Genomic DNA, 24661 nt, shown 5'->3' on the forward strand with positions numbered 1-24661 from the left:
TTTCATTTAACATAAGATATATTATCAATCTTGGATTTGTAAGCGCCAGATAGAAATGACACCCCTCCGCTAGATAGAGATGACACTCTGTGGCGTGGTTGGCGGAGCAACGGTGGCATGGTTCTCCCGTCGGTCGGGAGGACAAGGCTATGACGGTGGTGGCGATGAGCCATGGCGAGCTTTCGCGGTTTGATACCTTGATGCGCGTGGAGCGCGGCGAGCTGCGGGTCGACGATGCTGCTGCGTTGCTGGGGTTGAAGCGCCGTCAGGTGTTTCGGCTGCTGGTCCGGCTGCGATCGGAAGGTGCCGCTGGCCTGGTGTCGCGCAAGCGCGGCCGGCCGAGCAACCGGCGGTACAGCGATGCAAAGCGCGAGCAGATCCTGGCGATCGTGCGTGAGCACTATGCGGATTTTGGGCCGACGCTGGCGCGCGAATACCTGATCGAGCGCCACGGCATCACGGTGGCGTGCGAGACGCTGCGTCAGCTGATGATCGCGGGCGGCTTGTGGAAGGACCGCGATGCGCGGCGCCCGCGGCCCTATCAACCTCGGTATCGCCGGGACTGCCGCGGCGAGCTGATCCAGGTCGATGGCTCGAAGCACTGGTGGTTCGAGGACCGCGGCCCGCAGTGCACGCTGCTGGTCTACATCGACGATGCCACCAGCGAGCTGATGCACCTGAAGATGGTCGAGAGCGAGAGCGCCTTTGCCTATATGGATGCGACGCGCGAGTACATCGAGCGGCACGGCAAGCCGGTGGCGTTCTATTCGGACAAGCATTCGGTGTTCCGCAACAACCGGGCCAGCGCCAACGGCGATGGCATGACCCACTTCGGGCGGGCGATGGAGGCGCTCAACATCGAGATCATCTGCGCCAACTCGCCACAGGCCAAGGGCCGGGTCGAGCGGGCCAACCTGACGCTGCAGGACCGCCTGGTGAAGGCGATGCGGCTTGCCGGCATCACGACGATCGCCGCGGCCAATGCGTTCTTGCCGGGCTATCTCGAGCAGCACAATCGCCGCTTCGCGAAGGCGCCGTTCGATTCGCGCGACCTGCATCGTCCGTTGGCCATGCATGAGGATCTGCGCACCGAGCTGGTCTGGCGGGAATGGCGGACAGTGTCGAAAGCACTGGCACTGCATTACAACAAGGCGCTGTTCCTGCTCGAGCCGAACGCCATCAGCGAGGGGCTGGTCGGCAAGCGGGTCGAGGTTTGCGAGTATCCCGATGGCGCTCTGGAGATCCGTCACGGGGACCACGCCCTCCCCTACCGGATGCATGACAAGCTCCGGCAGGTGAACCAGGCGGCGATCGTGGAGAACAAGCACCTCGACGCGGCGCTGCTGATGGCCAGGTTGATGCAGGAGCAACTGCCGCAGAGGAAGCGCAACCTCAACGAGCCATGCCGCCGCTCGCAGGGAGCGCACATGTTCCCCTCGCCCGCGCAGCCCGACCAGCAACCGGTAAAGCGCAAGCGGGGACGCCCTCCCCTGCGTCGGCTCCCCCCTATCGAGCAGGCTCGGCGCGAGCTGGTCGAGGCAGGTTGAGGGAGCCCACTGCTGGCGCAGCGGGTCCGGGCATCCTTACCGCGAGATCAGCGCACCAGCAGGGGCTGTGCTGCACAAGCCCGAAGGGTTCCGCACAGCCCCTGCTGCATCAAGCGGTGACATCTCTATCTGGCGGGAATAGTGTCTTCTCTAAACAGCTAGAACAGATTTTCGCGCCAAGTAGAGATGTCATCGCCCGTCTTGGGCTGATTTCTCCTCACGCCTTACCGGTGCCACTGCGTACTAGCCGGCTGCGTTGATCCTCCCCTCGATATCCGAGAGGCGGGACACCAGCTCGTCGAAGCTCGGCGGCTCCTCCATGAACATTTCCGCCATGGCGGCGTAGTCCGCCGCAAGTTCGTCGCGCATCGCGTCAGTGACCGAGAGCCGCAGTGTGCCGAGCTGCGCCGTGCCGTAGGAGGCCTTGGCATCAGCGAAGAGCAAACTCTTGTTCCTGACGACCTGCTCTAGCAGCACTCGCTCGGTTAGGGCCCGCTCGGTAATCCCGGAAGCGTCGAGCATGAACACATCGTAGAAGTGCCGCGACAAACCTGGCCGCAATTTGCCGCTGTGGTGCAGCGCATGCAGGATCGTCGCCTTCTCCCAGTAGGTCCGTTCGAGCGTGAGCGTTGGCACGGCAGTCACTGCATCGGGCACCTCGCCCGGAAAGTCCTCGGCGACATAGGGCAGGATGTCCCGCTGCTCGAAGGGTTCAGGGTCTCCCCTTGCCCCAAACTCGAGCTTGATTCGTGGCTGCACGTAGCCGGGCCGTCCGCCATACGTGTTGCCATAGTCGAGATTGTAGCCCGAAAATGCCGGGTAGTTGAACAGGACAGTCTGCCGGTCCTTGTCATCGGGATCGGCCTCGATGCTCCAGCCCTCACGGGTTCCCAGAGCATCCTCGATCGCTTGCGCGAGCGTCGGCAGGAGGATCGTCCCGACCCACTCTTGGGCGGCAGCGCCGAGCGCCTTGCCGCGTCGTTCGCGCTCCTTGCCGCTGATGTCGTTCGCCATCGGCGAAGCAACCTCGCCGAGCAGCGGCGCGGCGCGATTGATCGTGAGATCGATGTCCTCTGAAAATCGTTTGATGATCCCGAAGGCCTTCGAGAGCGAGGTCCCGCCCTTGAAGGTCAGGACCTTGGCCAACTCGGGTACGCTCATCAGCCGGCGCAGGGTCCAGCACACCCAGAAGTCCTTCTCGATGATGAGCGGCGTAAGATCGCGGCGCGCGGCTGCTTCGGCAAAGAATGCCCGCCGATCATCGGCAGGTCGCCGGGCAAATTCATCCATGGTGCGCAGCCCCGATCTTCAGCACGACATCGCCCATCCAACCGGGCATCTGCGCGCGGCCCTTGAGTAGTGCCTGCACGTCCTTGTCATCAAGTCGCGCAGCAAGCTGTGAAATCGCATCAGCATCGACGTTGGCTCGCCCCAGTCCAGCCAGGTACTGGACCACGCCGTTGGCCGCCTCCGAGGCATTGCCCAGCACTGGTGCGCGGCTGTGTTTGAGCGTGACGCTTCGGCCAGCGGCCTGGTGCACGCGGCTTCGACCTGTCGTCGCATAGCTCGTTCTGGCAGGCACTTGCGTCGACAGGCCAAGCCTGTTCGCCGCTGCCGCTGCCGAGGGCGCAAGTCGATCGCCGCTTTGCGCCGATACAGCTTGGGCTATCATCTCGGCATCGGGTGTCAGCGCGCCCAGCTTGTCGTGCAACTGCGGATAGTCGTAGAGGCCGCGCCCAATCCGGCGAATCTCGCCAGCTTGCGCTAGGCGTGAAAGTGCCATGTCGACCGAGCCGCGTGTGCCGAAGTCGATAAAATGCTTGGGGGTGAATACCCACCCCCGCCCCTTCGCGCGAACGCGCTTCATGATCTTGTCGGCCATGGCGGACATGATTCGTGTGCTCCTTTCGTTAGAAACTAGCATACATATTTCTAACAAACCATACCGTCGTGAAAGACCTCTTGATGACCATGATGATCATAGTCACCGCATGCCTGCCGATCATCGCCACTGGCGTTCCGCAAGTTCGCTGATGATGACCAACAGGGTGCCGGACATCGCCGGTCAGACGTGAAGGAGCGGCCCCATTAAAATTGCCGCACTCGGTCCCGCGCGCCATGTGGCGCGCTCCTGCGGGTGCGGGGTTTCTTGCACTGGGCCGCCGGCACTCTTGCACTACGCCTTGGTCGCCGTCCCGCGCCCGTGCGATGCACCGGGCCACGGGCCGACTGACTTGCTCCGGCAAGGGGTCCGTCATTTGTTGCTGGCCGCGCCGACGACGACGCAGCCAGGGCGCCCCGCGAAAACCCACCAACATCCTTCGGCCACCGCAATCAAGCGGGGCGAAGAGAGCATGGCGTTTTGCGGTTAACCCCGAACGCCCAGATGGGGTTCGGGGGCAAAACCGTAATCTCTCTCTCATCTCGGTGGCTGAGCGAAATCAGCATCGCCATAGCATGACGCCTGGGAGATTGGCGGCCGTCAAGGATCGCGGGTGCCCCCCGATTTTGGCCTGCTGCGGCTAACGCCTTGCGAGCAAAAATCGGCTCCCCCCACGCCCGCTATTCGCGGCGGCAGCGCGTGCGCGCCGCCGTCCCTGACGGCCTGACTCCGGCGTCCTTCAAGGCACATCTTTCATCAGCGTGATGAGAGAAAATTCCTTTTGGAGGTTATCATGACGGACCGTTTCTCGAACTTCGCCGACCTTGCCGAACACTATGCGCGCGAAATCGCCACGCCCGATTATGCCCGGGCATTCATGGAGCAGACCGAACTGGCCAAGCTCTCGATCGAGCATGAGCCGAGCGCAGCTGAAATGCCCGACCCGGAAGCGGCGCAGGCGGCGATCGAGATGATGCTGGCGACGGTCTTCGACCTGTTCCGCGACACCCGGATGGAGGACTTCGCCAGCGAAGTCGCTTGGGGCATCGCCAACAGCTTCCATGTGGTGGCCAAACGCCTCGATGATCGCGAGGATGCGATGGCGAGCCGGCTTCAGGAGAAGCTGCGCGAGTACGATCCGAGCGAGGTCTACGCGACCGACCTTGAGGACCTGACCATGCAGGCCCGCAGTCTTGCCGAATGCCGCGACGCGATGGAATGCATGAGGGACCATGCCGCCAGGATCTATCTCGTGGAAACCGGCCGTCCATTCTCGCCGGTCCGGGGCTCGCGGGTGTCGTCCAAGACCAATGCCTCGATGATCGAAGCACGCGACTATCTCGCGGCACAGAAGGCGCAGCGGCGCGAACAATATGCCCCATCAGGTCCGGTCGTGGTGTTCTCGGGCGGGCAGCAGTTCACCGACATTGCGCTGGTTGAAGACTATCTCGATGCGATCCATTCCCGCGTGCCCTCGATGGTGCTGGCGACGACCGCGCAGAACAAGGGTGCGGACGTGATCGCGGCGGCCTGGGCGTCGCGCCACAATGTTCCAGTGATCCTGTGCAAGCCCGACGCTTCGCGGGGAGCATCCGCCCCCTATCAGCGCAATGCGCGCATGCTCGCCTTCAAGCCCGTCGAGGCCGTGGTGTGCAGCGGCGGCGGCATCCAGGCGAACCTGGCCGACCGGCTGCGGGAAGCACGCATTCCCTTGCACATCGTGCGCGACGCATCGGTCCACAACGATGCTCCGGCAGCGCGGACCAAAGCCGCAGCGCAAGCTGAGCGGCCTGCGATGAAGCGCACGGCATGTGGCACCGTCAATGGCGATGAACTCCCGCCATTCTGAGCGGGGCCTGCTCCGATTGCATCAAGCATGAAGGGTGTCCGGCATCACCGCCGGATGCCCTTCTTTATGGAATGGCCCGCCCCTTTTCCCCAGCATCGGATATGATGCTGGTGCTTGAAGAGGAAAGGAGCGGACCGATGTCTATTGTGATCCTTGGCGTTGATTTGGGCAAGAATGCCTGCAGTGTGGTGGGCGTGGATTCGGCAGGAGCTGTCGTCGTACGCAGGTCGATGCGCCGCCAGACGCTGGTCGACTACGTTGCCAAGCTTCCTGCGTGCGTGGTCGCGATGGAAGCATGCTGTGGCGCCCATAACCTCGGGCGCCTTTTCGCAGCGCACGGCCACGAGATCAGACTGATGTCGCCGGAGTACGTACGGCCGTATGTCAAAGCGCAGAAGAACGATGATCGTGATGCCGAGGGGATCGCCGAGGCCGCCTCGCGTCCAACGATGCGCTTCGTCGAACTTAAGACCCAGGAGCAGTTGGACATCCAGACACTCCATCGGGTCCGGTCCCGCCTAGTGGCCGAGCGCAGGAGCCTGATCAATCAGCTGCGGGCGATCCTGCTGGAGCGCGGGACCATTTTCCCGGTTGGGCGGCGCAAGCTGGAACTCGGCATCGATGCCCTGCTCGCCGATGAGGATACGACGTTGTCACCGCGTCTGCGCCAGTTGGTGGGCGAACTGCGTGCCGAATGGCGCGAACTCGATACCAGGGTGGAAGCGCTGAACGGCGAGTTTGTCGAGCTGGCGCGCAATGACGCGGCTGCCCGGCGGCTTACATCCATCCCCGGCGTCGGGGTGCTGAACGCAACTGCCCTGATTGCAGCCGTAGGCGATGCCAGCAGCTTTGCCAAAGCCCGAGACCTGGGTGCCTGGCTTGGTCTGGTGCCCCGTCAGCATACTACCGGCGGCAAGCCGCGGCTGCTCGGCATCTCCAAGCGCGGCAACACCTACTTGCGCACCTTGCTCATCCACGGCGCCCGAGCAGCATTGCCGTCGCTGGCGCGAAGTGAGACCCCGTTGGGCCGCTGGTTGACAGGAATGATCGAGCGCGGCGTCCACCGCAATGCGATCGTCGTCGCGCTGGCCAACAAGCTGGCACGGATCGCATGGGCGGCCTTGCGCAAGGACGCGACGTTCGAACGCGGCTACCCAGTCGCGGTATAACCGGATCGGCCGCACGCATCTGCGTGCATAGGCCAACGATGTTTGCAGGAAGGATCGTGAAGATGGCCTGACAGTCGATCGGCGTCTGGAAAGCCCGGGCAAAAAAATGGCACTTGCTGCCGGTGTCTTTATTGTGGCTCCAGACGTGCGGATGTCCATCTTGGCCATGGGGTCACCCATGAGACCGCATACGTTGACGCAGACTGATCAGAGCACTTCAAAATCCCCCTTGCAGACGGGGCGGGCCATACGTTTTTTGTCGACCGGGACGCACACCTTCATGGCCCGGCCCGCTCGCTTCTTGCACCCGCCAGTAACGGCCTGACGGCCTGCTGGTGGGGGGTGCGAAGGCTTCGCATCGGCCGGGCATGCGGTACCTGCGCGTGGACCACCGGGGTGCTCCCCAACAGGGTTAAACACTCTCGCAGAATTCCAAGCATGATGGCCGCCATTGGCCCGCGTCAAGAAGGGCGGTTCCCCCAATTTTTACGCCTGAAGAAGGCGAAAAAATCGGCTCCCCCACCCCCGCTCGCGCGGCGGGCCGCGAGCGGCCCGTTCCTGACCCGGGCCAAGCTCGGCCATCCTTGAGGAGACCTCTTCAATTCCTTTGACAGGAGGCTCACATGAACGCTCTTACCACGACCCTCGACATCCCGGCTTTCGACCACATCAGCTATGACGCAGCAGTGCGCGCCGCGACTATCCGCGCCCAGCACAGCTTCTTCGACAGCCACGTAATCGAGAACGACGACGGTTCCTTCAGCGCCATCGACGAGGGCGACTACAACGCCCTGCCCCAGGACTTGATCGACCGGATCGTCCATTCCGTCCCGGGCATGATGGCCGACGACTATGACGAAGCGAACATCGCCCGCGCCGCAAGCTTCATGAGCGTGGTGATGGATCCCGACTGGGACGCGGACTGCCCGTTCTGAAATGATCATCGATCCAAGCGCCGGAGGGCTCCAGAGGGGCTCTCCGGCCCCCTTTTTTGCGAGCCCAGAATAAGCGCAGCCGAGGCATCGAGCCCCGGCTGCGCTGGTCTCTGCCGAGACCGGTTTCAGCTTACCCGCAGGCGCTTCTCCGCTTCCTCCAGGCCGAGCTTTCCGAGAGCGGCGAAGAATGCTTCGACCCTCTCGAACGGGGCCTTGCCGAGTGCTGACTTCCTCAGCAGTTCGGCCATGGCAACCTGCTCGCTTTCCCGCAGCTTCGCTTCGCGCGCTTCCAGTGCGCTCCGCTCCTTTGCGATCGCCTGTCGTTCCGCTTCAAGACTTCCTTTCCTGGCCATGATGATACCTCGTGGGTTGGCGCTGAAACCTCCCGCGCCCATCGTTCCAAGCCGCCACGACTTTGGCAAGACCTGCATCGCATATCTGGTCAGAAATAATCAGCCGCCGCTAAGTAAAATCCAGAAGAAGTCCGTCATTCAATGCCAGTTTGAATACCCTTACTTATACAGATATGAAATATCTCAACCCACACAAAACGAAGGTTAGCGGATCAGGGGTATAGATGGCACACCCTACACGGCCTGACCGTAGTAAAACTGTCGGAGTTTTGCGGGCATGCGTTTGTCTGCCGCCGTATGACATATGTCCGACATCGTGGCGGACAACGCAAATGCGCCATTTAGGCGTCTGACACCGTCACACACCTGTAGTTCATGTCGCTTGACTTGCCAAGCACGGTCCAATCGCCTAGAAAGGTTGTCGCGCAATTCCCATCGGGCCCTCGCAGAGGGCTAGATGATGACAGACGAAACCCGCGTCTCCGTTCGCCTGCCAAGGCGGCTTGCCGAAGCGCTCGACAAGGCCGCCGAAGCGCAATCGGTCAACACTTCGATCATCCTGCGCGCCGCGCTCGAAACCTATCTCGGTACGCTAGCTGGCGCTGGCGATGCTGAGCGGCGCCGACAGTTTTCAGCCGAGTATCTTTTCCTCGTCGCGGACCTGATCGCCCAGCGCGAATATCCCGACGTTCATAACGAACTGCTGATCGAAGCCGAACGCCGGATGGAGGCGCTCCATGGCGCGGCCTGACGCCTGGTCCGATCAGACCCGCCCGGGCAAACTGCTGCACCATTCCGCGCGCGGCACGACACCGCGCAACGCTGGAAACTTTACCCGCGGATCGCAGCTCATCACCCACGAATACCTGATGTGGTTCGCCTCTGCGCGGCTCCCCTTTCTGGTCTGGTTCTTCACCTTTCTGTTCGTGCTCTCGGTGGTCCTCGCGCTGCGGCTTCACGAACACGAAATCGAGATGATACTGATGCGGATCTATGCCGCCGGTTGGACCTTCATGGAGTTCTCGCCGAGCAAGGTGATTAACCTCACCGTGCCTTCGGGCGAAGTGATCCCGGCGCCGATCTCGATGGTCGCCTCGCACCCCGATGTGGTGATTGCCTGGAACAAGCTGACGCGTGCGGTCCTCGGCTCGCTGTTCATTTCGCTGTTTATCGCACTGCCGCTCACGGTGTGGTTCGTCGACTATTCGCGAAGGCGCGGCAAGGCCATTCTGGAGGAGCGGCACCAGCGCGGCGCCATGCTGGTGGATGCGCCTGCGCTTGCCGCTGCCATACACGAGCACAACCGCGCTGCGCTGATCGCTGAAGTTGCCGAGCGGCTCCCGGGAAAGTCGCTGGAGCAGGTCCTCGCCATGCCGCTCGTGGAGCGCAAGGCGGCCGGTATCCACCATGCCTATACCATTGCGGGAGTGCCTTATCCCTGGCGGACCGAGCAAGCCCACGCGATGATGATCGGCTCGACCGGAACGGGCAAGACGACGCAGATGCGCGACCTCATCGCCCAGATGCGCGTGCGGCGTGATCGGGCCGTCGTCTTCGATCTCACCGGGGCTTACGTCGAAGCCTTCTACAACCCCGAAACCGACATCGTCCTCAACCCGATGGACGAGCGCTGTCCATCCTGGTCGATCTTCGATGAGGCGAAAAACCACGCCGACTTCATCGGCATTGCCGCGGCCCTCCTGCCGAGCGACGGGGGCGGAGCGGAGCCCTTCTGGATGCTCGCCGCCCGCACGCTGTTCGTCGAGACGTGCGTCAAGCTCGTGCGGATCGGCCAGGCGACCAATCAGGCGCTCGCCAGCAAGCTGATGATGGCCAACCTCAAGGAGGTCCACAAGTTTCTCGAACGCACTGTCGCCGACCCTCTGACCGCGCCCGAGGCGGCCAAGATGGCGGAATCGATCCGGGCCGTGTTCAACACCAATGCCCAGGCGCTCCGGTTCCTTCCCGAGGGCAAGGCGCCCTTCTCGATCCGCGAGTGGATCGGCAAGGAGCACCTGCCCGGCTCGATCCTGTTCATCACCTCTTCCCACACCGAGCTGGTACTCAATCGCGCGCTTCTGTCGCTGTGGATGAACCTTGCCGTGCACTCGCTGATGCGCCTGCCGCGGACCCGTTCGCTACGCACCTGGTTCTTCTTCGACGAGGTCCACGCGCTCCACCGGCTGCCGGCAATCGAGGACGGCATGCAGACCGCGCGCGGATTCGGCGGCGCCTTTGTGCTGGGCATTCATTCGTTCGCCAAACTCGCCGAAACCTACGGCAAGGAAGGCGCGCAGAACCTCGCCTCGCTGGCGCGAACCAAGCTGATCCTGTCGGCCGCCGATCACGATACCGCCGAGCAATGCTCGGAGTTCATCGGCGAGCGCGAGGTGCGGATCATGGATGAGGCCTATAGCTACGGCTATTCGACGATCCGCGATGCCGCAACGATCACGCCGCGTACCGAACTTCAGCCCCTGATGCTTGCATCCGACATCATGAAACTGAAGTCGCTCTACGGCGTCCTGGTGTTCCCCGAAGGCTTCGATGCCGCCCGGATCAAGCTGCAGTACAAGGACTATCCTGCGGTCGCGCCGGGTTACGTGCTGCGAGAGAATGTCGAGCCGATCGAGTACGTCGCGCTTGACCTTGACGACAGCGAAGATGCTGATGGCGATTCCTCGGAAGAAGCTGGCGGACGCGAGAATAGGGAAGCGCTTGAAGCCGACCTTTTCCGCGATTCCGAGCCCGTTCCCGACCGGGCGCCGTTTGCTTCGCCCTCGCACGACCATGTAGCGCGCCAGATCGAGCAGACTGCGCCTGCCAATCTTCTCTCCCCAAAGGGCATGGCGGTCCAGATGCAGTTCCGCAAGCAACCGGCCGGGCCCGCATCGGGGCGCAGTGTCCGTGAGGCTGGTCGTGACACTGCGCGCTCCGCAAAGCCAGCCCCCCGCGCGTCAGGCAAGACAGCCTCGCCGCGAACGGCGCAGGCCAATCGCGAACTCGGTGAGAACCTCGAGCCAGAGCCGCGCGATGCGCGCAGCCGGGACGGTACATCCCCCACCCCTGACGACGGCATGGAGATGTAGGCCATGCATTCGATCGCCCCGGTCCGCTCTTCGGGCGGCGCTGCCGCCTACTTCGCCCAGGACAACTACTACACGGTGCAGGAAAACGCGGAAGCGGGGGTCTGGGCCGGCGAAGGAGCGCGTCTGCTCGGACTATCGGGCCAGGTCGACAAGGACACGTTTGAAGCGATCCTCAATGGCCGGCTGCCCGGCGGTGAGATGGTCGGCCAGGTCGAGGGGCGCAGGCTGGGTGTCGACCTCACTTTCTCGATGCCGAAGTCAGCCTCGATTCTGGCGCTTGTCAGCGGGGACACGCGCATCCTCGACGCCCATATGGCGGCGGTCCGGTCGACCATGTCGCAGCTTGTCGAAAAGCAGTTTGCCGAAGCCCGCAACTACGAACGCAATCGCAGCGGCGAGCCCGAGAAGACCGGCAACCTCGTCTATGCCCTGTTCGCCCACGACACGAGCCGCGCGCTCGATCCCCAGGGGCATATTCACGCCGTCGTCGCCAATCTCACCCGCGACCTCAAGGGAAACTGGAAGGCGCTGTGGAACGGCGAGATCTGGAAGAACAACACCACCATCGGCCAGTTCTACCACGCCGCCTTCCGCGCCCAGCTCCAGAAGCTCGGCTATGAGACCGAAGCTACGGGCAAGCATGGCGGTTTCGAGATCAAGGGCGTGCCCAGCGAGGTCATCAAGGCTTTCAGCCAGCGCCGCGAGGACATTCTCGCCAAGGCAGAGGAGACGGGCATATCGGCACCCAAAGGGCTCGACCGGATCACGGTCAATACGCGCGATGCAAAGCTCGCGGTGGCCGACCGCGAAGCGCTGACCCGCGACTGGCAGGACAGGGCCCAGGCGCTAGGGTTCACCGGCAAGGCGCTTGTCGCCGAAGCGCGCGAACGGGCCCAGGAACTCGCTCGCCCATCCTTGCGCGAAACAGCGAGCCAGGCCTTCGCCGAAGTGGCAACCAGGATCGGTGCTGCGTTGCGGCCACCCAGCGAACTTGCCGCGAGCGGCCCGGCGGCCTTTCTGCTCAGCGCCGCCACGATAAAGGCGCAGCATGCCACTGCCTCGGCGATCCGGCATCTTTCGGAGCGTGAGGCAGCTTTCAGCCCCCAGGCGATCCTGAGCGCTGCGCTGGGCTTCCAGATCAAGGGGCTCGAAGGGGGTGCTGTCATCGAGCGGATCGGCGAGCTCGTTCGCAACGGCCACCTCATCCCCGGCAAGTCAGACCGGCTCGACGGGCATTACGATCTCGTGACCACGCCCGCCGCACTTGCCCGAGAGCAGCAGATATTGGACCGGATCGATGCCGGAGTCAGCAAGGCCCGGGTGTTCATGGCGCCTGACCATGCCATGGCGCGGCTCCAGGCGGCGGCACGCGAACTCGGGATCGAGCGCGCCGGCAGCGATGGCTGGCAGCTCAATGCCGGACAGCTCGCCGCAGGCGTGGCCGTGCTGTCCGGCAAGGACCGCTTCCTCAACATCCAGGGCGTGGCGGGCGCGGGCAAGTCGACGCTGCTGGGTGCGCTCGACAAGGTGCTGGCCGCCGAAGGGGTCAAGCTCGTTGGCCTCGCCTTCCAGAACAAGATGGTTGCTGACCTGCGCGGCGGAGGCACGGGCGCGATGACTGCCGAGCAGATGCGCCAGGCCGGGATCGAAGCTTGGACCATCGCCAGCTTCGTCAGCCGCTATGCCGGGCCCGCCGCGCAAGGCCAGGGCGAACGGTTCGAGACCGCGCGCACCGCGCTCCAGAACACGGTCATCATCACCGACGAAAGTTCGATGGTCTCCTCGCGCGACATGGCGAGCCTGACCATGATCGCCGAGCGCCTCGACCTCGCCAAGGCACCGTTCATGGGCGACCGCCAGCAGCTCTCGGCGATCGAGCAGGGCAAGATGTTCGCGGTGTCGCAGGCCGCGGAGCAGGCGACAGTCAGGATGGACGAGAACATCCGCCAGAAGGGCTCGCCGCTTCTGCTCGCGGTGGCCGGACTGTCGAACGAAGGCCATGCCGGTCTGGCGCTCGATCTCCTGGCGGCACACGGCCGGGTGATCGAGGACAAGGCCGACCATATTGCCGCAGCCGCCGACCTCTGGTTGTCGCTTGCCCCGGAGGAGCGCGCGCGCACAGCTATATTCACGGCGGGCCGCGACGACCGCACCCGGATCAACAGCCTCGTCCAGCAGGGCCTGCTCAAGGAGGGAACCCTCACCGGCCCCGGCGTCTCCTTCTCGACCCTGCAAAGCGCCAATGCCACCCGCGAGGAGATGCGTTTTGCCTCGACCTACCGGCCCGGCCAGGTGCTTGAGGCGCGGATGGACGTGCGCGAACTGGGGCTGCGGCACGGCGAATACGACGTGGTGGCGATCGGCCGCGACGGCAAGGTGACGCTGGAGCGCGAGGGCAAGCGCAAGGTCATCGACCCCGACAGGATCGATCCGCAGCACCGTTTCGACCGGATCGGGCTCTACGACCGCAAGGACATTACCCTCCATGGCGGCGAGACGGTGTTCTGGCGCGAAAAGGATGCCGCCCGTGACATCGCCAAGTCGACCTATGCGACGGTCGTCTCGGCGACTGCGCAAGCCGTGACGCTTGAGCTTGCCGACAAGCGGCAGATCACCCTGCCCTCCAGCGATCCGATGCTGCGGCGGCTTGCCCTGGGCTATGCGCTCAACGCGCACATGGCGCAGGGCATGACCCAAGCCCAGGCGATCGAGGTGATCTCTTCACGGCAGCGCAACCTCGCCACCCAGCGCACCCAGAACGTGCTCAATACCCGGGCGACCGACGACATTGCGGGTCGTGACCAACGACCTCGAAGCGCTCAAGTTTCAGCTCGACCGGACGCCGGGCAACAAGACCTCGGCGCTCGAGACGGTCGGCAGGCTGGAGGTTGACGCGAGGCCCGCGAACCCGATCGAGCCTCGCCAGCTCCCCGAACTCAGGATGAGCCCGGAACTGAAGGCGAAGCTCGATGCGGTCCTTGGCCCGGTCGCCGCGCCGGCGGTGCGACAACTCCCTGTCCCGGAAAAATCGCTGGGGCTCGACCTGTGAGGCCCCTGCCCTTGCTTTCGCGCGAGCGGCGCACACGCCTGTTCGATGGCTGCCAGGCGGCGCTGGTCTGGCTGGCTGTGCTCGCCAGTGTTGTCGCCGACGAGCAAGTTGAGAGACTGGCGCTTGCTGCCATGGCAGCCGTGGCGCTCGCCGCGGCCTTCGTTGCGCTTTGCCCTGCGACCCAAGCCCCAAGCCTGCGAGATGCATCACCCACAACCAGGGAAGACGAGAACCATGTCCTATGACCATCAGGAAATCGGCGACTTTGCCAATGAACGCGACGCTCAGGACTGGGCCGAGCGCAACGGCATCGATGTTCGCGACCTGCATCTGCGCGCGGTGCGCGGGCGCGGCGTGACCCTGAGCGTGCGCCGGTCGGCGCTTGGCGATTCTGCAACCAGCGACCTCTCCTACGGCCGCCGGACCGGCTTTTTCTAACCAACGAGGAGATCATCCATGAGACTTTACCTGCCGTTCGCGCTGCTTGCCCTCGGCGCCCAACCTGCCCTCGCTTCGTCGAAAATGGCAAGCAATGACACGGCCGCGATCGAGCCCGCCAGTTCTCACTGGGATGCGCGCAGGCGAGAACTGCAGCGCGTCGCTGATGCCCTGTCGGCCGAAATGAGGACAAAGACTGGCGCGACCATGCGCGAGACCGTGGAAGCGGTGAAGGCGCGGATCAAGGCGATGAAGCGCCCTGCCCCGTCCGATGCGCTGCCACCTTGCGAGGATTGTCCTGAAAAGGCCGCAGCGCCTCGCCCCAGTTCTGCCAGCCAGGAGCGCAACCACGACTGCATCACTTGCGTCGAGGAAGCGATCCTGGTCTGACCAGAAGGCGCGGTCCGGGTCGCCTCCCACCGGGCCGCGCCCATCATTCACGCAAGCCGGCACTGGGCAATATTTGCTCGATCGGCTATCAGCGCAGGCGCCGACCGTGTTCCGGGCGGTATCCTCCAGCAAGACTGCCCGCGCCAAGGCCCATGATGTCATCCCGCTCCCACGCCTCCAGGTTCCACGTCGGCACTATCGAACCGGGTGCGCGCGGGCCGATCCTGCGCGACGATGACGGAGTGTGCTGGCGGCTCGGATTTGTCGATGAAACCACTGTCAATGGGCTGAGCGGGCGAGTCCGCGTCCGCGGACGCATCGTCGAGGTCGACCGGATCGAGGTCGAATACGTCGAGATACAGGACGTCGCCTGAGGCACTCAGATCAGCTTTCCGTAAGTGTCCGGCTTGCCCACAGCAGAGCCTCCCAATCCTCGGGCGGGTTGCCCTTCTCGAGCATGGACTTGAACACGGCATAGGCATCGGTCTTCGCGCCATAGGTGCGCAGCGTGTCGCTGTCGTTGACCCAAGCGAAGATGATGATCTTAGCGGCTGTCGAATAGCGGAAGAACAGGCGGAAGCGGCCATTGCCGAACTTTGCCCGAAACCAGTGCTTGCGCGCCGGACCCAGCGTCCCGCCCTGGCGGAACTCTGGGCGAGCGGGATCGATGGGGATCACCTCGAACATCAGTTTGCGGAGCGCTGCCAGAAGTTTGGCATTGGCAGTCGACGCATATCCACCCGGATCCTTCTCGCGGGCGCGTTCAACCGCGAGCGTCAACTTCTCAAGCTGTTCGAGAAAAAGCGGATGAGCGTAAAGCGTCCATCCGTTGACCGTCAGGCCTGCAGGAATGGGCTTCTTCTTCAAAGGGCGACGTCGCCATCGATCGCGTCATCGAGATCGACCGGAACATCGGCCGTGAGCGCTGAGATGCGCGCTGCCAATTCGGGGCCAAGCGCCTTCACGGTCTCGGGATGACGCTTCAGATCGGCTGCCAGGAAGCTCAGGAAGCTGTCGATTGCCGGATCTTCGTCTTCGTCGGCCCGGCAGACGGTAACCCCCCCATCGCTCACGCGAAAGGCAATGCGGCCGCCGTAGTCGACGCCAAGCGCCTGACGCACAGCCTTGGGGATCGTCGTTTGACCCTTGGCGGTGATGGTGCTGATTTCTTCGAGTGAGATCGCCATGATGCTCTCCATACCGGGGGTTGAGGTAAGGAATAATTCTTACATTGTCAAGGCTCCTACCTTGGTTCGACCGGACTCTCTGCATTTTATTCGCCGCACATCATGCGGAGAATGGCAGCTCTAATGTCCGCTTCCCGCCGATGGGGGGTGAGGCGATCGGCGCTTCGCGCCGCGGAGTGCGGAGGTTCGGCATGGGTGCGGGGGGCTTTCCCTTTTCCTGGCAGATCATTGAAAATCCGGCGAGAACCGGATATGATCATGCCAGCGCAAGGAGCCCCGCCATGGACCACAATCGTTACGGACTCGATGGCTTGCCGCTAGCCTGCCGCCAAGCGAACACTGACCCTGTCACGGGTCTACCGTTGCCGAGGATTCCGCAGGCAGGTGCCTCAGACCAGATCGGCAACCCATACGTTTTGCCTACGGTACTCGGAGGTATGGCAATCTTCCTGATCGTGTTCGCGGTGCAGTCCGGTATCTTGGGCTGACCCTATCCGCGCCGCCTGGCCACGTGCAGGTGATCCCGCGCCGGGTTTTCGGGGAACCTCTCGAAGTCGACCGCATAACTCGGGCCCAGGCGCTCACGCACGCGTTCCGCCCATTGTTCTCCCTGTTGGTCCGAGATGTTGTTGCCGCGGAAGTCGAGCGCTCGGTTATCGTAGTGCGCCGACCCGGAAGCATGCTGGGTGCTGTCATTCCCCGAGGTTACCACCGGGCGCGGCAGCCCGAGTGCCCTCGCCTCTTCGGCGACCACGCCCATAGCCGGAACCAGATCGCCATCCATCCGGCCGAGCCGCGCCCCGGATTTGACGCCCATACCCAGCTCGCGCGCCAATCTTGCGCCGTCGACCGGGCCGTTGGGTGCCGCGAGCAACGTGCCACCTTCGAGCGGCGAAGCGACTAGCGACGGCGAGCCATCGGCGGACGGGAGCGATGCACCTTGCGGCATACCGAGGTCGGCATGGCTGCCAAGCTTGCCCTGCCCGGTGATCGCCGCCACGTCTTCCAGTTCGTCGATCCGGCGGTTCCTGAGGTCGCTCAGCAGATCATCCATGATGTAGCTGATCGCCTGATCGCGCCGTGCCATGTCGCGGTAATCGAGCCGCGGGTTGGCAATGTCGGGCAGGTGCCACTCGGGGTGCTCGCGCTGCAACGCCTCGTAACGATCCTGGATCAGGTTCGACATGTCGCTCGAGACCTGGAACCCGTGGCTCTCGGCATAACTCGCTTCGCTCATCATCCGGCTGCCGATCTCGCGGTAGCGCGCGGCGGCGGCGCGGCGCTCCTCTGCTTCGGAGACCCGCCAGTCGGTGCCCTCGCTGCTGGTCCGGCTCTGGCTGGCATCGGTGTAGTCGGAGCTCTGGCTGAACGTGCCCGAAGACTGGACGTCGCCGCTGTTGCCGATGACGACGACACGGCTGCTGACATCCTCGGACTTGTCGGTGCCGCGGGTGACCTGGTTCGTTGCTGATCGTTCCGAACTCGTTCTGGCGTCGTCCCCCCATTCCCTTCTACCGTAGATCGAGGCGCCAAGCCCTGCGGAAACGCCGCTGCCTGCCAAATCCTTGCCTGGAGTCCCGACGGTTCCGTTAGCCGAACCTGTGAGTGAGCCGCCAAACGCCCTTTGATCGAAATTCCCGCTCGAACGGCTATTGCCCTGCCGCAGGATCAGGTCGTCGTTGGTCACCTCGCGCGTCGACTTGCCCGCCGAGCCTTCGACCATGACATTGCCGCCGACATTGTGGGTGTCGGACGCGCGTGATCCGCGTTCGCTGCGGCTTCCGGTCACCTGGCTGCTGGCGCTGACCGCGCTGCCGAAGGTCCCACGCGTACTACTCCAGCTCGCCGAGGTGCCGTTCTCGATGCGGTCGGCCTCATTGAGATACCACTGGCCCTGATTGCGCAAATCGCTGGCATAGCCGCGCGTCATCGAAGCCTTGAACGGCAACTGCGAGATTGCTCCGCTGGTGTCGATTACCCGCGCGCCGCTGCCATAGGCATGGACCATCGCGCCATCGTCGCTTCTGTGGCCCATGTGGCTTGCGCCCACAGCCAGATTGGGGGCCTGGTTCCACTGCGCCATCTGGCGGTTGTTGGCGTTGAAGTTGCCATGGCTGACATCGCCGAAAGTGTAGTTGCCGGTGGTCCTCTCGAGCGCGGCAGCATCGGCCGCCCCTTGCGGCGCACTCAGCATCGAGCTCATGTTCGAGGCCACCGACATGGTCCCGCGCATAACCATCAGCGCGAGCACCGGCACCGACATCATCAGGAACCCGGCCATCGTCGCGATGTCCTGGTTGACCGCGTCGATCCCCGCCCAGTTGGCGAGCGCAATCCCGCCCGGCGCTGCCGCATTGGTCTGAGCGGTCAGCCGGTCCATGATGAACATGTGGATGAGGACGTAGATTGGTCCCCAAGCGGCGAGGTAGAAGAACCCCGCGAAGTAGCCCTTGAGCGTCGCGATGCCGCTTTTCGGGAACAGCAGCAGTGGGAAGATGATCGGGAAGAGCGCGTAGAACACGACCGTCAGCACGACGTTCAGCACCGGAATCCAGATCAGCCCCTGTTCGGCCGTGGTGGTCATGGCGTTGCGGGTCTGGGCATCGGCGCGCTGGAGCGCGAAGGAATCGCTGTCGGCATTGCCGAAGTCGAGCTGGGCGGCCTCGAAGGCATCGACCACGCTCTTCTGCTTGAGGAACTGGTTCCGGCCCATGGCGGTGCCGGTGAGCAGCTGCGAAATCACCGGCACGTCGGCGGCAAGCTTGGCCCCGGCGGCGGCCTGACTGAGCTTGGGGTACATGGTGTGCGCAAACGGCAGTGCATAGGCATTGATCTCGGCTTCCCAATGTCCGTCGATCAGCGCCCAGGCCTCGGCACAGGTCTTGCCCTCGATGTCGACCGAACCCGCGCCGGTATCGGTGAGATACTTCATGCCGCGGTTGGTTGCGGCACCCGCCCCCAGGGCGGCCCAGAGGTCAGTGGATTCGCTGAGCAGCTTCAGACTCTTGGTGCCCAAGAGGATGTCGTAATAGGCGCACTGCTTGAGGTAACCGTCGAGGTTGGCCTTGAAGACGGGATTGCGGATCTCGAAGCCGCGCACCTTGTCCCACATCCGCGCGCCGTAGACGAAGCCGCCGTTCGAATAATTGAGCGCGGCGGGCATGACGAAGACCGTCTCGGCGGTGCGGGTGAAATAGTCGCTCACCTGGCTGGTGAACGAAGCCATGACGCCGAGCCCGATCGGCACGTTGGCGACCGTGGCTGGGGCAAGGCCGGGATTGACGCGGTCGGTGACCCTGACGGTGACCGTCGGCACCATGAGCACGAGGTAGATCAGCGTCGACTGGATGAACCAGCGAAACCAGGCGCGCCAGTCGAGGTCCATGGCGGTGACGAGGAGCGCGTAAATCAGCCCCATCACCATCACGACGCGGATCAGCGACTTGAACCCGCCCGAACCGGTCCAGGCGGCGATCGCGTTGAAGGTATTGACGAGGTACTCGCCGCCCCCGACTGTGAAGACCTCGAGCATCGTGCGGTTCCCGCCCCTACTGGACCTGTTGATTGAGCGTGCGCGAGAAGCGCAGCGCCGCCGACATTTGCGGGGAAAGCTGGGTGCGCAGCGTCTTTTCGAGCATCTGCGTGCGCTGGATCAGCGCGAAGGTCTGGTCGAAGCGTGCCGAGGTGCGCGCCGCGAGCCCCAGGAAGTTTCGCCGGGTCTCGTAAAGTCCCTCGCGCCATTCGCGCAAGGAATCCGCGTCCGCCCCGTTGAAGTCCGAGCGCGCGTTCACCGCCATGTCGATGAACCGCATGGTCATGGTGGTGACGAGATCGACCGCGACGATCTCGGAAAGGTCGTTGATCTCCTGGGCGGAAATGCCGAACTCGGCCGCCGCGCTCACGGTGATGATCTTGTAGACGGGAACGCTCGCCATGCCGAGCAGCTGGACTTCGGCCGGTGTGAGCGATGCACCGGGATCGCGGACCTTCAGCGCCATCGACTCGATCAGCGCGCGGACCTTGGCCTTGAGCGCCACATTGGGGCCGATCACCAGCGAGGTTTCGACTGGCGCCATGCATTTGGCCGTGTCGGCGCCGCAGGACCAGACCTTGTGCGGCGCGGCCGAGGTGCCGTCGAGCATGGCGCTGATCAGCGCCGAGTCCGCCGGGCCGATGAACTGGACGCGCGGTTTGCCGCCGCTGCCATTGGGATCGTAGATCACGGTCCCGACCAGCGTCATCAGGAACTCGCGGAACTGGGTGTCGAAACCGCCGTACTTCTTGCCGAGCGCTTCCCAGGTGTAGTTGTTGGGCATCCCGGCCTGTTCCTTCATGTCGGGATCGGAATTCGCGCCCTTCAGGGCCTCGCGCTGCCCGCCATTGTTGCATTGCTGGCGCGCCCGCGCCCAGTCGGCGACCGCACCTTGGCTGTTGGCGATCGCCTCGCAGATGACCGACGAGGCGGTGTCCGAGGTCGGCCAGAGCCCGCCGACCAGCGCCTGCGCGGTCTCGCAGCTCGAAATGTTCATCTGGTTCATCTGCTGCACCTTCTGGGCAAGCTCATCCATGACCTTGCCGATCTCGGGCGAGATCGTGTCGATCGCGAGCTTGAAGGCGAAGCCGAGCGCATTGTTGGCGGTGGCTTTGAGCATCGCGACCAGCTCGGCGGTGTTGATGAACGAGAACGAGCCGGCAAACAGGTCGATGCCGCCGCAGCCGGCGCGTGCGTGCGGCAGCTGGATGTTGAAGGGCTGGATGTTCTTCTGCGGGAAGCGCGACCACATGGCGCCGCCCGAGTAGTAGCCTGCCGACTGGCCCTGATAGGCCGAAGGGCCGGTGACATTGGCCTGCGCGCCCATGTCGGACATGAAGTTCTGCATCTCGCCTTCGACGCCCGCGAGCGCTGGCGTGGGGGCAGCCAGCAAGACCGAGGCTGCGAGCACGCAGGTCAGAGCCTTGCGCGAGGCGCCGGCGAGGCGATGGGTGAGTGCGCCGCGCATCAGAAGTCGCTCCCGGGCTGCACCTGGGTCAGCTGGAACACCCGGTCCATAATCTCGTCCTGGCTGAGGATCCCGTAACCGATCGGCATCGGTTGCTTCGTCACGGAGTCGAACAGGACCAGCGCGGGCACCTGGCGATCGGTGCCGAGCCCGAGCCGTTCGTATTGCCCGGCATCGACGACATAGTTCGGGAATGTTGCGGTCGGGCCGCCGTCCATTGACACCGCGAGGACGGCAAGCCCGTACCTGTCGCTCACGGCTTTGAGGATCGGGGCGAAGATATCGCAGGCGCCGCAGCTCGAGGCGTAGAAATAGAACACCCCGTAGCGCCCGGAAAGCTTCGCCATGGCAAGGTCGCGATCGGTCTTGCGCTGGTCGATCCAGGCACGCTTGCCGAGCGTCGAAACCGGGCGCTGCAGCGTGTAGTCGAGCCCCGGATCCTGCCACAGCGCGCGCTGCCAGACGTCGGCGAACAGCGAGGAGCGGTCGAGCTGCTCGCGCTGGAAGCGGACATAGGCGGTGACGTTCTCGGCGCTCGGTTCGAGGATGGCGCGCGCCTTCAGCTCCTCGAGATTGGCCGAGATTGCCGCAAGCTCGCTGCGCGCAGAGGCCGCGGGGCTTGCCGCCGCGCGCGGCGCTTCTTTGGGCCGCTCGCAGTAGAACCAGGTCCCGAGCCTGCGCTCCTTGCAGTAGAAATCATCCTCCTGCCTCTCGACTTCGATCCCGCCGGGGCTCTCGGCGCGGGCGGACGGAATGGGTGCGGCCGCTGCGGCGAGCAGGCTGGCGGCAAGGTGGAAAGCCTTGGGGTTGATCATGATCACTTCCTGACCTCTTGGGGGCTCATGGCTTGTGCGCCGCATAGTAATCGGCGATTTTCTGCTGGATCTGGACAAGGGCGGCGGCCTCGTCGGGGAGCTTCGCGGCTTCCATGAAGTCGGCGTAGACCTCGGAAAAATCCATCACCGACAGGTCGAGCTGCTGGAACTCGAAGATCGTAAACCCCTCGCAGGTCTCGGTCTTGGGCTTGCCCCAGGGCTTGCCGATCTGCGGGCGGCCCTGCTCCTGAAGGATGCGGCTGATCTTGGACTGGAAGCAGCAGTAGACGTCCTTCTTGGTGACGCAGATGCCAAGGAAGCTCGACGAACAGTAGGTCCCGACCTTGTGGCACAGGCCCGCATCGTCCTTCTCGTCGAGGAGCTTCTCGGCCGAGGAGCAGAGCCAGGGGGTGAGCAGCGGGACCCCCTTGCCCGAGCAGCAGTTCGAAAGCCCAAAGACCTTGTGCGAGCAGCTTTCGCGCGTCCCCCTGAACAGCGTGAGCGCGGCCTCGTCGAACTCGGCATTGGCCTGGCCGAGTGCGTTGAGCGCGACCACGGCATCCTTGAACTCGTCGGAGGCTTCGCGTTCCACCGCCTCGCAGTCGCCGTTCACGCAGTAGACGTCGCCGCCGCAGATGTACTGCGCGGGCTCCTCGCTGGTGCCCGGGATCGGACAGGAATAGACCCGCTCGCTGACCGCGCAGGAGCCATCGGCTGAGGGCGGATCGTCTAGGCAGACCTCGCGCGCAAGCGAGCATCCTGCCTGGGCCTCGAGCGCGCCGCAGTCGTTGCCGCCGCCGACCACGCTTTGGCACAGGTACGTCCGCGTGCGTTCCCAGCACGGGCGGGTGACCGCCACCCCGCCGATGACCCTGGTTTCACCCGGCGCAGTGCAGGTTTCCGAGGACAGGCTGCAACTGGCCGGATCGATGCTGCAGGCGCTGTCGGTCCACGCTTGCGTGAACCATTTCGAAACCGCGCTTTCCGGGGTCATTCCGGCGACATTCGACGAGCAGAGGTAGACCTCCTCGGGCGCGGCGGCCTCGATGCAGGTCAGGTATCCGCCGCCGCCGAAGGGATCGCCGATGAAATCCCAGGTCTTGCATAGCGAGCGATCAGCAAGCCCGGCGGCCGCCGCGCTGCTGCGGGTGCAGGTTGGGTCCGAGGCAATCGTCCCGCACTGCTGCAGGCCGGTCACATATTGCAGCGGCATGCCGGTGACGGGATCGAAGGTCAGGGCATCGCTGATGCCTTGGGCATTGCAGCGATAGGCGTTGCTCACGACCGCGAAAGCATCGGCGGGCGGCGGCTTGGGCAGCGTGGCGATCAAATAGGCGTTGGGATCGCTGACAGCGGCGTCGCAGTCGTAATAGTCGACGGTGAGCCCGTATTCCGGAATCGGGAAGCTCGAGGTCATGCAGCATTGGGCATTACCGGCAAGCGAAGTGCAGCCGGCAAAGCTGGGACTGGTGACGCAAATGTACTGGTAGAGAGTATCATTCCACTCCGCGACCGAGAGGCTGCTGGTGCAGGTCCGTGGCTGCTCGACCACCTGCGAGCCGACGTGGCAGGTCCATTCCGCAGTGTTGGGCGCGCCCGAGCCGGGCGGGAGCGGCACGCAGTCGCCGGTCGAACCATCGGCGCTCATGCCTTCCAGATAGGCATCGGGATCGGCCTCGATCGCGGCCGCGCGGGCAAGATCGCTGCGTGTCACGTCGACCGTCGGCCGCGTTGTCGAATTGGCGGTGCGGTAAGCCTCGCTGTTCCAGCCCGCCACCGCGCCGTCGGTCTGCAGCGCGTCCGGATTGGTGTAATACTGGGTTTGGCCGGGATAACTCTCTTGATAGCCCGGGACCTGGCCTGCGGCGCCGCCCTCCTGGGTCAGCCCCTGATAGGCACCGCGCAGCGCGGCGCCAGTGCTCCTCGCCTCGGCCTTGGCTTCCTCAGCGCTCATGGTGTTTGGCGCGGAAGGTGGCGGGGGTGCGGGTGCTGGCAGGACGGGATCGACGTCGGGCGGCAGGACCGGCAGCTCTTCGACGAGGTCATCGGGCGGCGGGATGTAGACCTGCGCCTGGGCCGGGAGGGCAGCGAGCACGAGAAGCAGGCAGGGGAGAGCAAGACGCGCGAACCGGCCCGCCCTGCCCCTTGCCATCCGTGATCCCGCTCCCGTCATGTCAGCTGCCCTTGCGCAGCTCGGCGAGCGCCACCCGGGCGACGCCCGCACCCGGTCCGCGGCTTGTCGCAAAGCGCTCGAGCGCATATTCGACCGTGACATTGCCGGTCATGCGGTCGTGGTCGGGGACCATGCTGGTGCAGTCGAACCCGTCGCAGAGCTCGTAGGCGCGTCCCGTCACCACGAAGGTTGGCGCGGCGGTGACGGCAAAGGCGCGAAACAGCCGCGGGTCGACCGCGATATGGGCTTCCTGCCGCTCGTCGGCGACGACGCGCTTGAGCCCTTCGGCAAAGGCCTTCGTGCTGTTTTGCGGGAAGCCGCGAAAGACGACCACGCCTCCGGCCTGGGTGGTGTCGCGGATCAGGCGGGAGAGCGAAGCCTGCGGCATCGAGAGGCTGGCGAAGACCGTGAACAGCGGCCCCTCGCCCATCGGCGCCTGACTGTTGGCGGCCGCACCGGCGAGGATTTCGTCGAAGTCGACCGGGCCTTTTGGTCCTTGCGGCAGGCTCGCGGGATCGAGCGAGGCCGCCGCCGCGAGCCCGGCATCGCGCAGGTCTTCGGCCTCGGCCTGGTGCGCCTCGCCGCGATGGGCCACGGCGTCGACCAGGGCCTGCGCCTCCCTGACCTGCTCGCTCCCCCGTGCCTTGATCGCTGCCAGATCGAGGTCCTCGACCGTCTGCGCGGCACTCTGGGCGAGCGCCGCCGAGACTGCCGCCAGCGCCGCAAGGCCGGCGGCAGCACCCGCGCGGGCGCGGGTTAGATGGCGGCGCATGGCGGCTAACCTC

General features: G+C 64.4%; 20 protein-coding genes and 1 pseudogene. 11 read left to right on the forward strand and 10 right to left on the reverse strand.

The window, feature by feature from the left end:
* Positions 1 to 149 precede the first annotated feature (149 nt).
* Positions 150 to 1547 carry an ISNCY family transposase gene (locus IM701_RS20045; protein WP_193829157.1) on the forward strand — a complete coding sequence of 466 codons (1398 nt, stop codon included), beginning with the start codon at positions 150 to 152 and terminating at the stop codon, positions 1545 to 1547.
* Between the two features lie 243 nt (positions 1548 to 1790).
* Here the strand turns inward: IM701_RS20045 and IM701_RS20050 are convergent, their stop codons facing one another.
* Both IM701_RS20050 and IM701_RS20055 read right to left on the reverse strand, forming a co-directional pair.
* A complete protein-coding gene (locus tag IM701_RS20050; protein WP_193829158.1) occupies positions 1791 to 2837 on the reverse strand; it encodes a nucleotidyl transferase AbiEii/AbiGii toxin family protein in 1047 nt (348 codons plus the stop codon).
* Positions 2830 to 3438, reverse strand: coding sequence for a DUF6088 family protein (locus tag IM701_RS20055; protein ID WP_193829159.1), 609 nt, complete (start codon positions 3436 to 3438; stop codon positions 2830 to 2832). Before IM701_RS20055 ends, IM701_RS20050 begins: the two co-directional genes overlap by 8 nt.
* Before the next feature lie 784 nt (positions 3439 to 4222).
* Between IM701_RS20055 and IM701_RS20060 the strand changes: the two genes are divergently transcribed.
* The 3 genes from IM701_RS20060 to IM701_RS20070 all read left to right on the forward strand — a co-directional run bounded on the left by IM701_RS20060 (position 4223) and on the right by IM701_RS20070 (position 7382).
* Entirely contained in the window at positions 4223 to 5278 is a 1056-nt protein-coding gene (locus IM701_RS20060; protein ID WP_193829160.1) for a DUF2493 domain-containing protein, read from the forward strand.
* 137 nt (positions 5279 to 5415) lie between these two features.
* Complete coding sequence (locus tag IM701_RS20065) at positions 5416 to 6447, forward strand: IS110 family transposase (RefSeq protein ID WP_193829178.1); 1032 nt, start codon at positions 5416 to 5418, stop codon at positions 6445 to 6447.
* A gap of 623 nt (positions 6448 to 7070) precedes the next feature.
* A complete protein-coding gene (locus tag IM701_RS20070; protein ID WP_193829161.1) occupies positions 7071 to 7382 on the forward strand; it encodes a hypothetical protein in 312 nt (103 codons plus the stop codon).
* A gap of 125 nt (positions 7383 to 7507) precedes the next feature.
* Here the strand turns inward: IM701_RS20070 and IM701_RS20075 are convergent, their stop codons facing one another.
* The gene (locus IM701_RS20075) at positions 7508 to 7735 is read right to left on the reverse strand and encodes a hypothetical protein (RefSeq protein ID WP_193829162.1); all 228 of its coding nucleotides are present in this window, start codon (positions 7733 to 7735) and stop codon (positions 7508 to 7510) included.
* 457 nt (positions 7736 to 8192) lie between these two features.
* Here IM701_RS20075 and IM701_RS20080 point away from each other — a divergent pair, with 457 nt between their 5' ends.
* The 7 genes and pseudogenes from IM701_RS20080 to IM701_RS20110 all read left to right on the forward strand — a co-directional run bounded on the left by IM701_RS20080 (position 8193) and on the right by IM701_RS20110 (position 15075).
* Entirely contained in the window at positions 8193 to 8486 is a 294-nt protein-coding gene (locus tag IM701_RS20080; protein ID WP_230487973.1) for a ribbon-helix-helix protein, CopG family, read from the forward strand.
* Positions 8473 to 10824 carry a type IV secretion system DNA-binding domain-containing protein gene (locus IM701_RS20085; RefSeq protein WP_193829163.1) on the forward strand — a complete coding sequence of 784 codons (2352 nt, stop codon included), beginning with the start codon at positions 8473 to 8475 and terminating at the stop codon, positions 10822 to 10824. Before IM701_RS20080 ends, IM701_RS20085 begins: the two co-directional genes overlap by 14 nt.
* A 3-nt stretch (positions 10825 to 10827) precedes the next feature.
* A pseudogene (gene mobF, locus IM701_RS20090) lies at positions 10828 to 13873 on the forward strand (MobF family relaxase).
* Positions 13870 to 14118 (forward strand): hypothetical protein, encoded by a 249-nt coding sequence (locus tag IM701_RS20095; protein WP_193829164.1) that lies wholly within the window; start codon positions 13870 to 13872, stop codon positions 14116 to 14118. The pseudogene mobF and the gene IM701_RS20095 overlap by 4 nt, the downstream one beginning before the upstream one ends.
* Positions 14108 to 14311 carry a hypothetical protein gene (locus IM701_RS20100; RefSeq protein ID WP_037486428.1) on the forward strand — a complete coding sequence of 68 codons (204 nt, stop codon included), beginning with the start codon at positions 14108 to 14110 and terminating at the stop codon, positions 14309 to 14311. Before IM701_RS20095 ends, IM701_RS20100 begins: the two co-directional genes overlap by 11 nt.
* 18 nt (positions 14312 to 14329) lie before the next feature.
* The gene (locus IM701_RS20105) at positions 14330 to 14701 is read left to right on the forward strand and encodes a hypothetical protein (protein WP_193829165.1); all 372 of its coding nucleotides are present in this window, start codon (positions 14330 to 14332) and stop codon (positions 14699 to 14701) included.
* Positions 14702 to 14853: 152 nt separating this feature from the next.
* Positions 14854 to 15075, forward strand: a complete 222-nt coding sequence (locus IM701_RS20110) for a DUF5818 domain-containing protein (RefSeq protein WP_193829166.1) — start codon at positions 14854 to 14856, stop codon at positions 15073 to 15075.
* 10 nt (positions 15076 to 15085) lie between these two features.
* Here IM701_RS20110 and IM701_RS20115 read toward each other — a convergent pair whose 3' ends face one another.
* From IM701_RS20115 to trbC, 7 genes are all read right to left on the reverse strand, one after another.
* Positions 15086 to 15568, reverse strand: a complete 483-nt coding sequence (locus IM701_RS20115) for a type II toxin-antitoxin system YhaV family toxin (protein WP_305082414.1) — start codon at positions 15566 to 15568, stop codon at positions 15086 to 15088.
* Positions 15565 to 15888, reverse strand: a complete 324-nt coding sequence (locus IM701_RS20120; RefSeq protein ID WP_193829167.1) for a type II toxin-antitoxin system PrlF family antitoxin — start codon at positions 15886 to 15888, stop codon at positions 15565 to 15567. Before IM701_RS20120 ends, IM701_RS20115 begins: the two co-directional genes overlap by 4 nt.
* Before the next feature lie 490 nt (positions 15889 to 16378).
* On the reverse strand, positions 16379 to 19420 hold the full coding sequence (locus IM701_RS20125; protein ID WP_193829168.1) for a conjugal transfer protein TraG N-terminal domain-containing protein: 3042 nt from the start codon (positions 19418 to 19420) through the stop codon (positions 16379 to 16381).
* Between the two features lie 16 nt (positions 19421 to 19436).
* Positions 19437 to 20888 carry a conjugal transfer protein TraH gene (locus IM701_RS20130; RefSeq protein ID WP_193829169.1) on the reverse strand — a complete coding sequence of 484 codons (1452 nt, stop codon included), beginning with the start codon at positions 20886 to 20888 and terminating at the stop codon, positions 19437 to 19439.
* Positions 20888 to 21703, reverse strand: coding sequence for a conjugal transfer protein TraF (gene traF / locus IM701_RS20135; RefSeq protein ID WP_193829170.1), 816 nt, complete (start codon positions 21701 to 21703; stop codon positions 20888 to 20890). The genes IM701_RS20130 and traF overlap by 1 nt, the downstream gene beginning before the upstream one ends.
* A 25-nt stretch (positions 21704 to 21728) precedes the next feature.
* A complete protein-coding gene (locus IM701_RS20140; RefSeq protein ID WP_193829171.1) occupies positions 21729 to 23855 on the reverse strand; it encodes a conjugal transfer protein TraN in 2127 nt (708 codons plus the stop codon).
* Between the two features lie 22 nt (positions 23856 to 23877).
* Positions 23878 to 24648, reverse strand: coding sequence for a type-F conjugative transfer system pilin assembly protein TrbC (trbC, locus tag IM701_RS20145; protein WP_193829024.1), 771 nt, complete (start codon positions 24646 to 24648; stop codon positions 23878 to 23880).
* Between the last annotated feature and the right edge of the window lie 13 nt (positions 24649 to 24661).

Origin of the sequence: Novosphingobium sp. ES2-1 (genome assembly GCF_015169775.1) — a bacterium.
Classification (GTDB): domain Bacteria; phylum Pseudomonadota; class Alphaproteobacteria; order Sphingomonadales; family Sphingomonadaceae; genus Novosphingobium; species Novosphingobium subterraneum.

What these genes read in the sequence shown, in the direction of transcription:
- IM701_RS20085 (WP_193829163.1), top strand. Translation starts at nt 8,473, where the DNA reads ATGGCGCGGCCTGACGCCTGGTCCGATCAGACCCGCCCGGGCAAACTG.
- IM701_RS20050 (WP_193829158.1), bottom strand. Translation starts at nt 2,837, where the DNA reads ATGGATGAATTTGCCCGGCGACCTGCCGATGATCGGCGGGCATTCTTT.
- IM701_RS20065 (WP_193829178.1), top strand. Translation starts at nt 5,416, where the DNA reads ATGTCTATTGTGATCCTTGGCGTTGATTTGGGCAAGAATGCCTGCAGT.
- IM701_RS20130 (WP_193829169.1), bottom strand. Translation starts at nt 20,888, where the DNA reads ATGCGCGGCGCACTCACCCATCGCCTCGCCGGCGCCTCGCGCAAGGCT.
- IM701_RS20105 (WP_193829165.1), top strand. Translation starts at nt 14,330, where the DNA reads ATGAGACTTTACCTGCCGTTCGCGCTGCTTGCCCTCGGCGCCCAACCT.
- IM701_RS20045 (WP_193829157.1), top strand. Translation starts at nt 150, where the DNA reads ATGACGGTGGTGGCGATGAGCCATGGCGAGCTTTCGCGGTTTGATACC.
- IM701_RS20075 (WP_193829162.1), bottom strand. Translation starts at nt 7,735, where the DNA reads ATGGCCAGGAAAGGAAGTCTTGAAGCGGAACGACAGGCGATCGCAAAG.
- IM701_RS20140 (WP_193829171.1), bottom strand. Translation starts at nt 23,855, where the DNA reads ATGGCAAGGGGCAGGGCGGGCCGGTTCGCGCGTCTTGCTCTCCCCTGC.
- IM701_RS20060 (WP_193829160.1), top strand. Translation starts at nt 4,223, where the DNA reads ATGACGGACCGTTTCTCGAACTTCGCCGACCTTGCCGAACACTATGCG.
- IM701_RS20055 (WP_193829159.1), bottom strand. Translation starts at nt 3,438, where the DNA reads ATGTCCGCCATGGCCGACAAGATCATGAAGCGCGTTCGCGCGAAGGGG.
- IM701_RS20120 (WP_193829167.1), bottom strand. Translation starts at nt 15,888, where the DNA reads ATGGCGATCTCACTCGAAGAAATCAGCACCATCACCGCCAAGGGTCAA.
- IM701_RS20070 (WP_193829161.1), top strand. Translation starts at nt 7,071, where the DNA reads ATGAACGCTCTTACCACGACCCTCGACATCCCGGCTTTCGACCACATC.
- IM701_RS20080 (WP_230487973.1), top strand. Translation starts at nt 8,193, where the DNA reads ATGATGACAGACGAAACCCGCGTCTCCGTTCGCCTGCCAAGGCGGCTT.
- trbC (WP_193829024.1), bottom strand. Translation starts at nt 24,648, where the DNA reads ATGCGCCGCCATCTAACCCGCGCCCGCGCGGGTGCTGCCGCCGGCCTT.
- IM701_RS20100 (WP_037486428.1), top strand. Translation starts at nt 14,108, where the DNA reads ATGTCCTATGACCATCAGGAAATCGGCGACTTTGCCAATGAACGCGAC.
- traF (WP_193829170.1), bottom strand. Translation starts at nt 21,703, where the DNA reads ATGATCAACCCCAAGGCTTTCCACCTTGCCGCCAGCCTGCTCGCCGCA.
- IM701_RS20110 (WP_193829166.1), top strand. Translation starts at nt 14,854, where the DNA reads ATGATGTCATCCCGCTCCCACGCCTCCAGGTTCCACGTCGGCACTATC.
- IM701_RS20125 (WP_193829168.1), bottom strand. Translation starts at nt 19,420, where the DNA reads ATGCTCGAGGTCTTCACAGTCGGGGGCGGCGAGTACCTCGTCAATACC.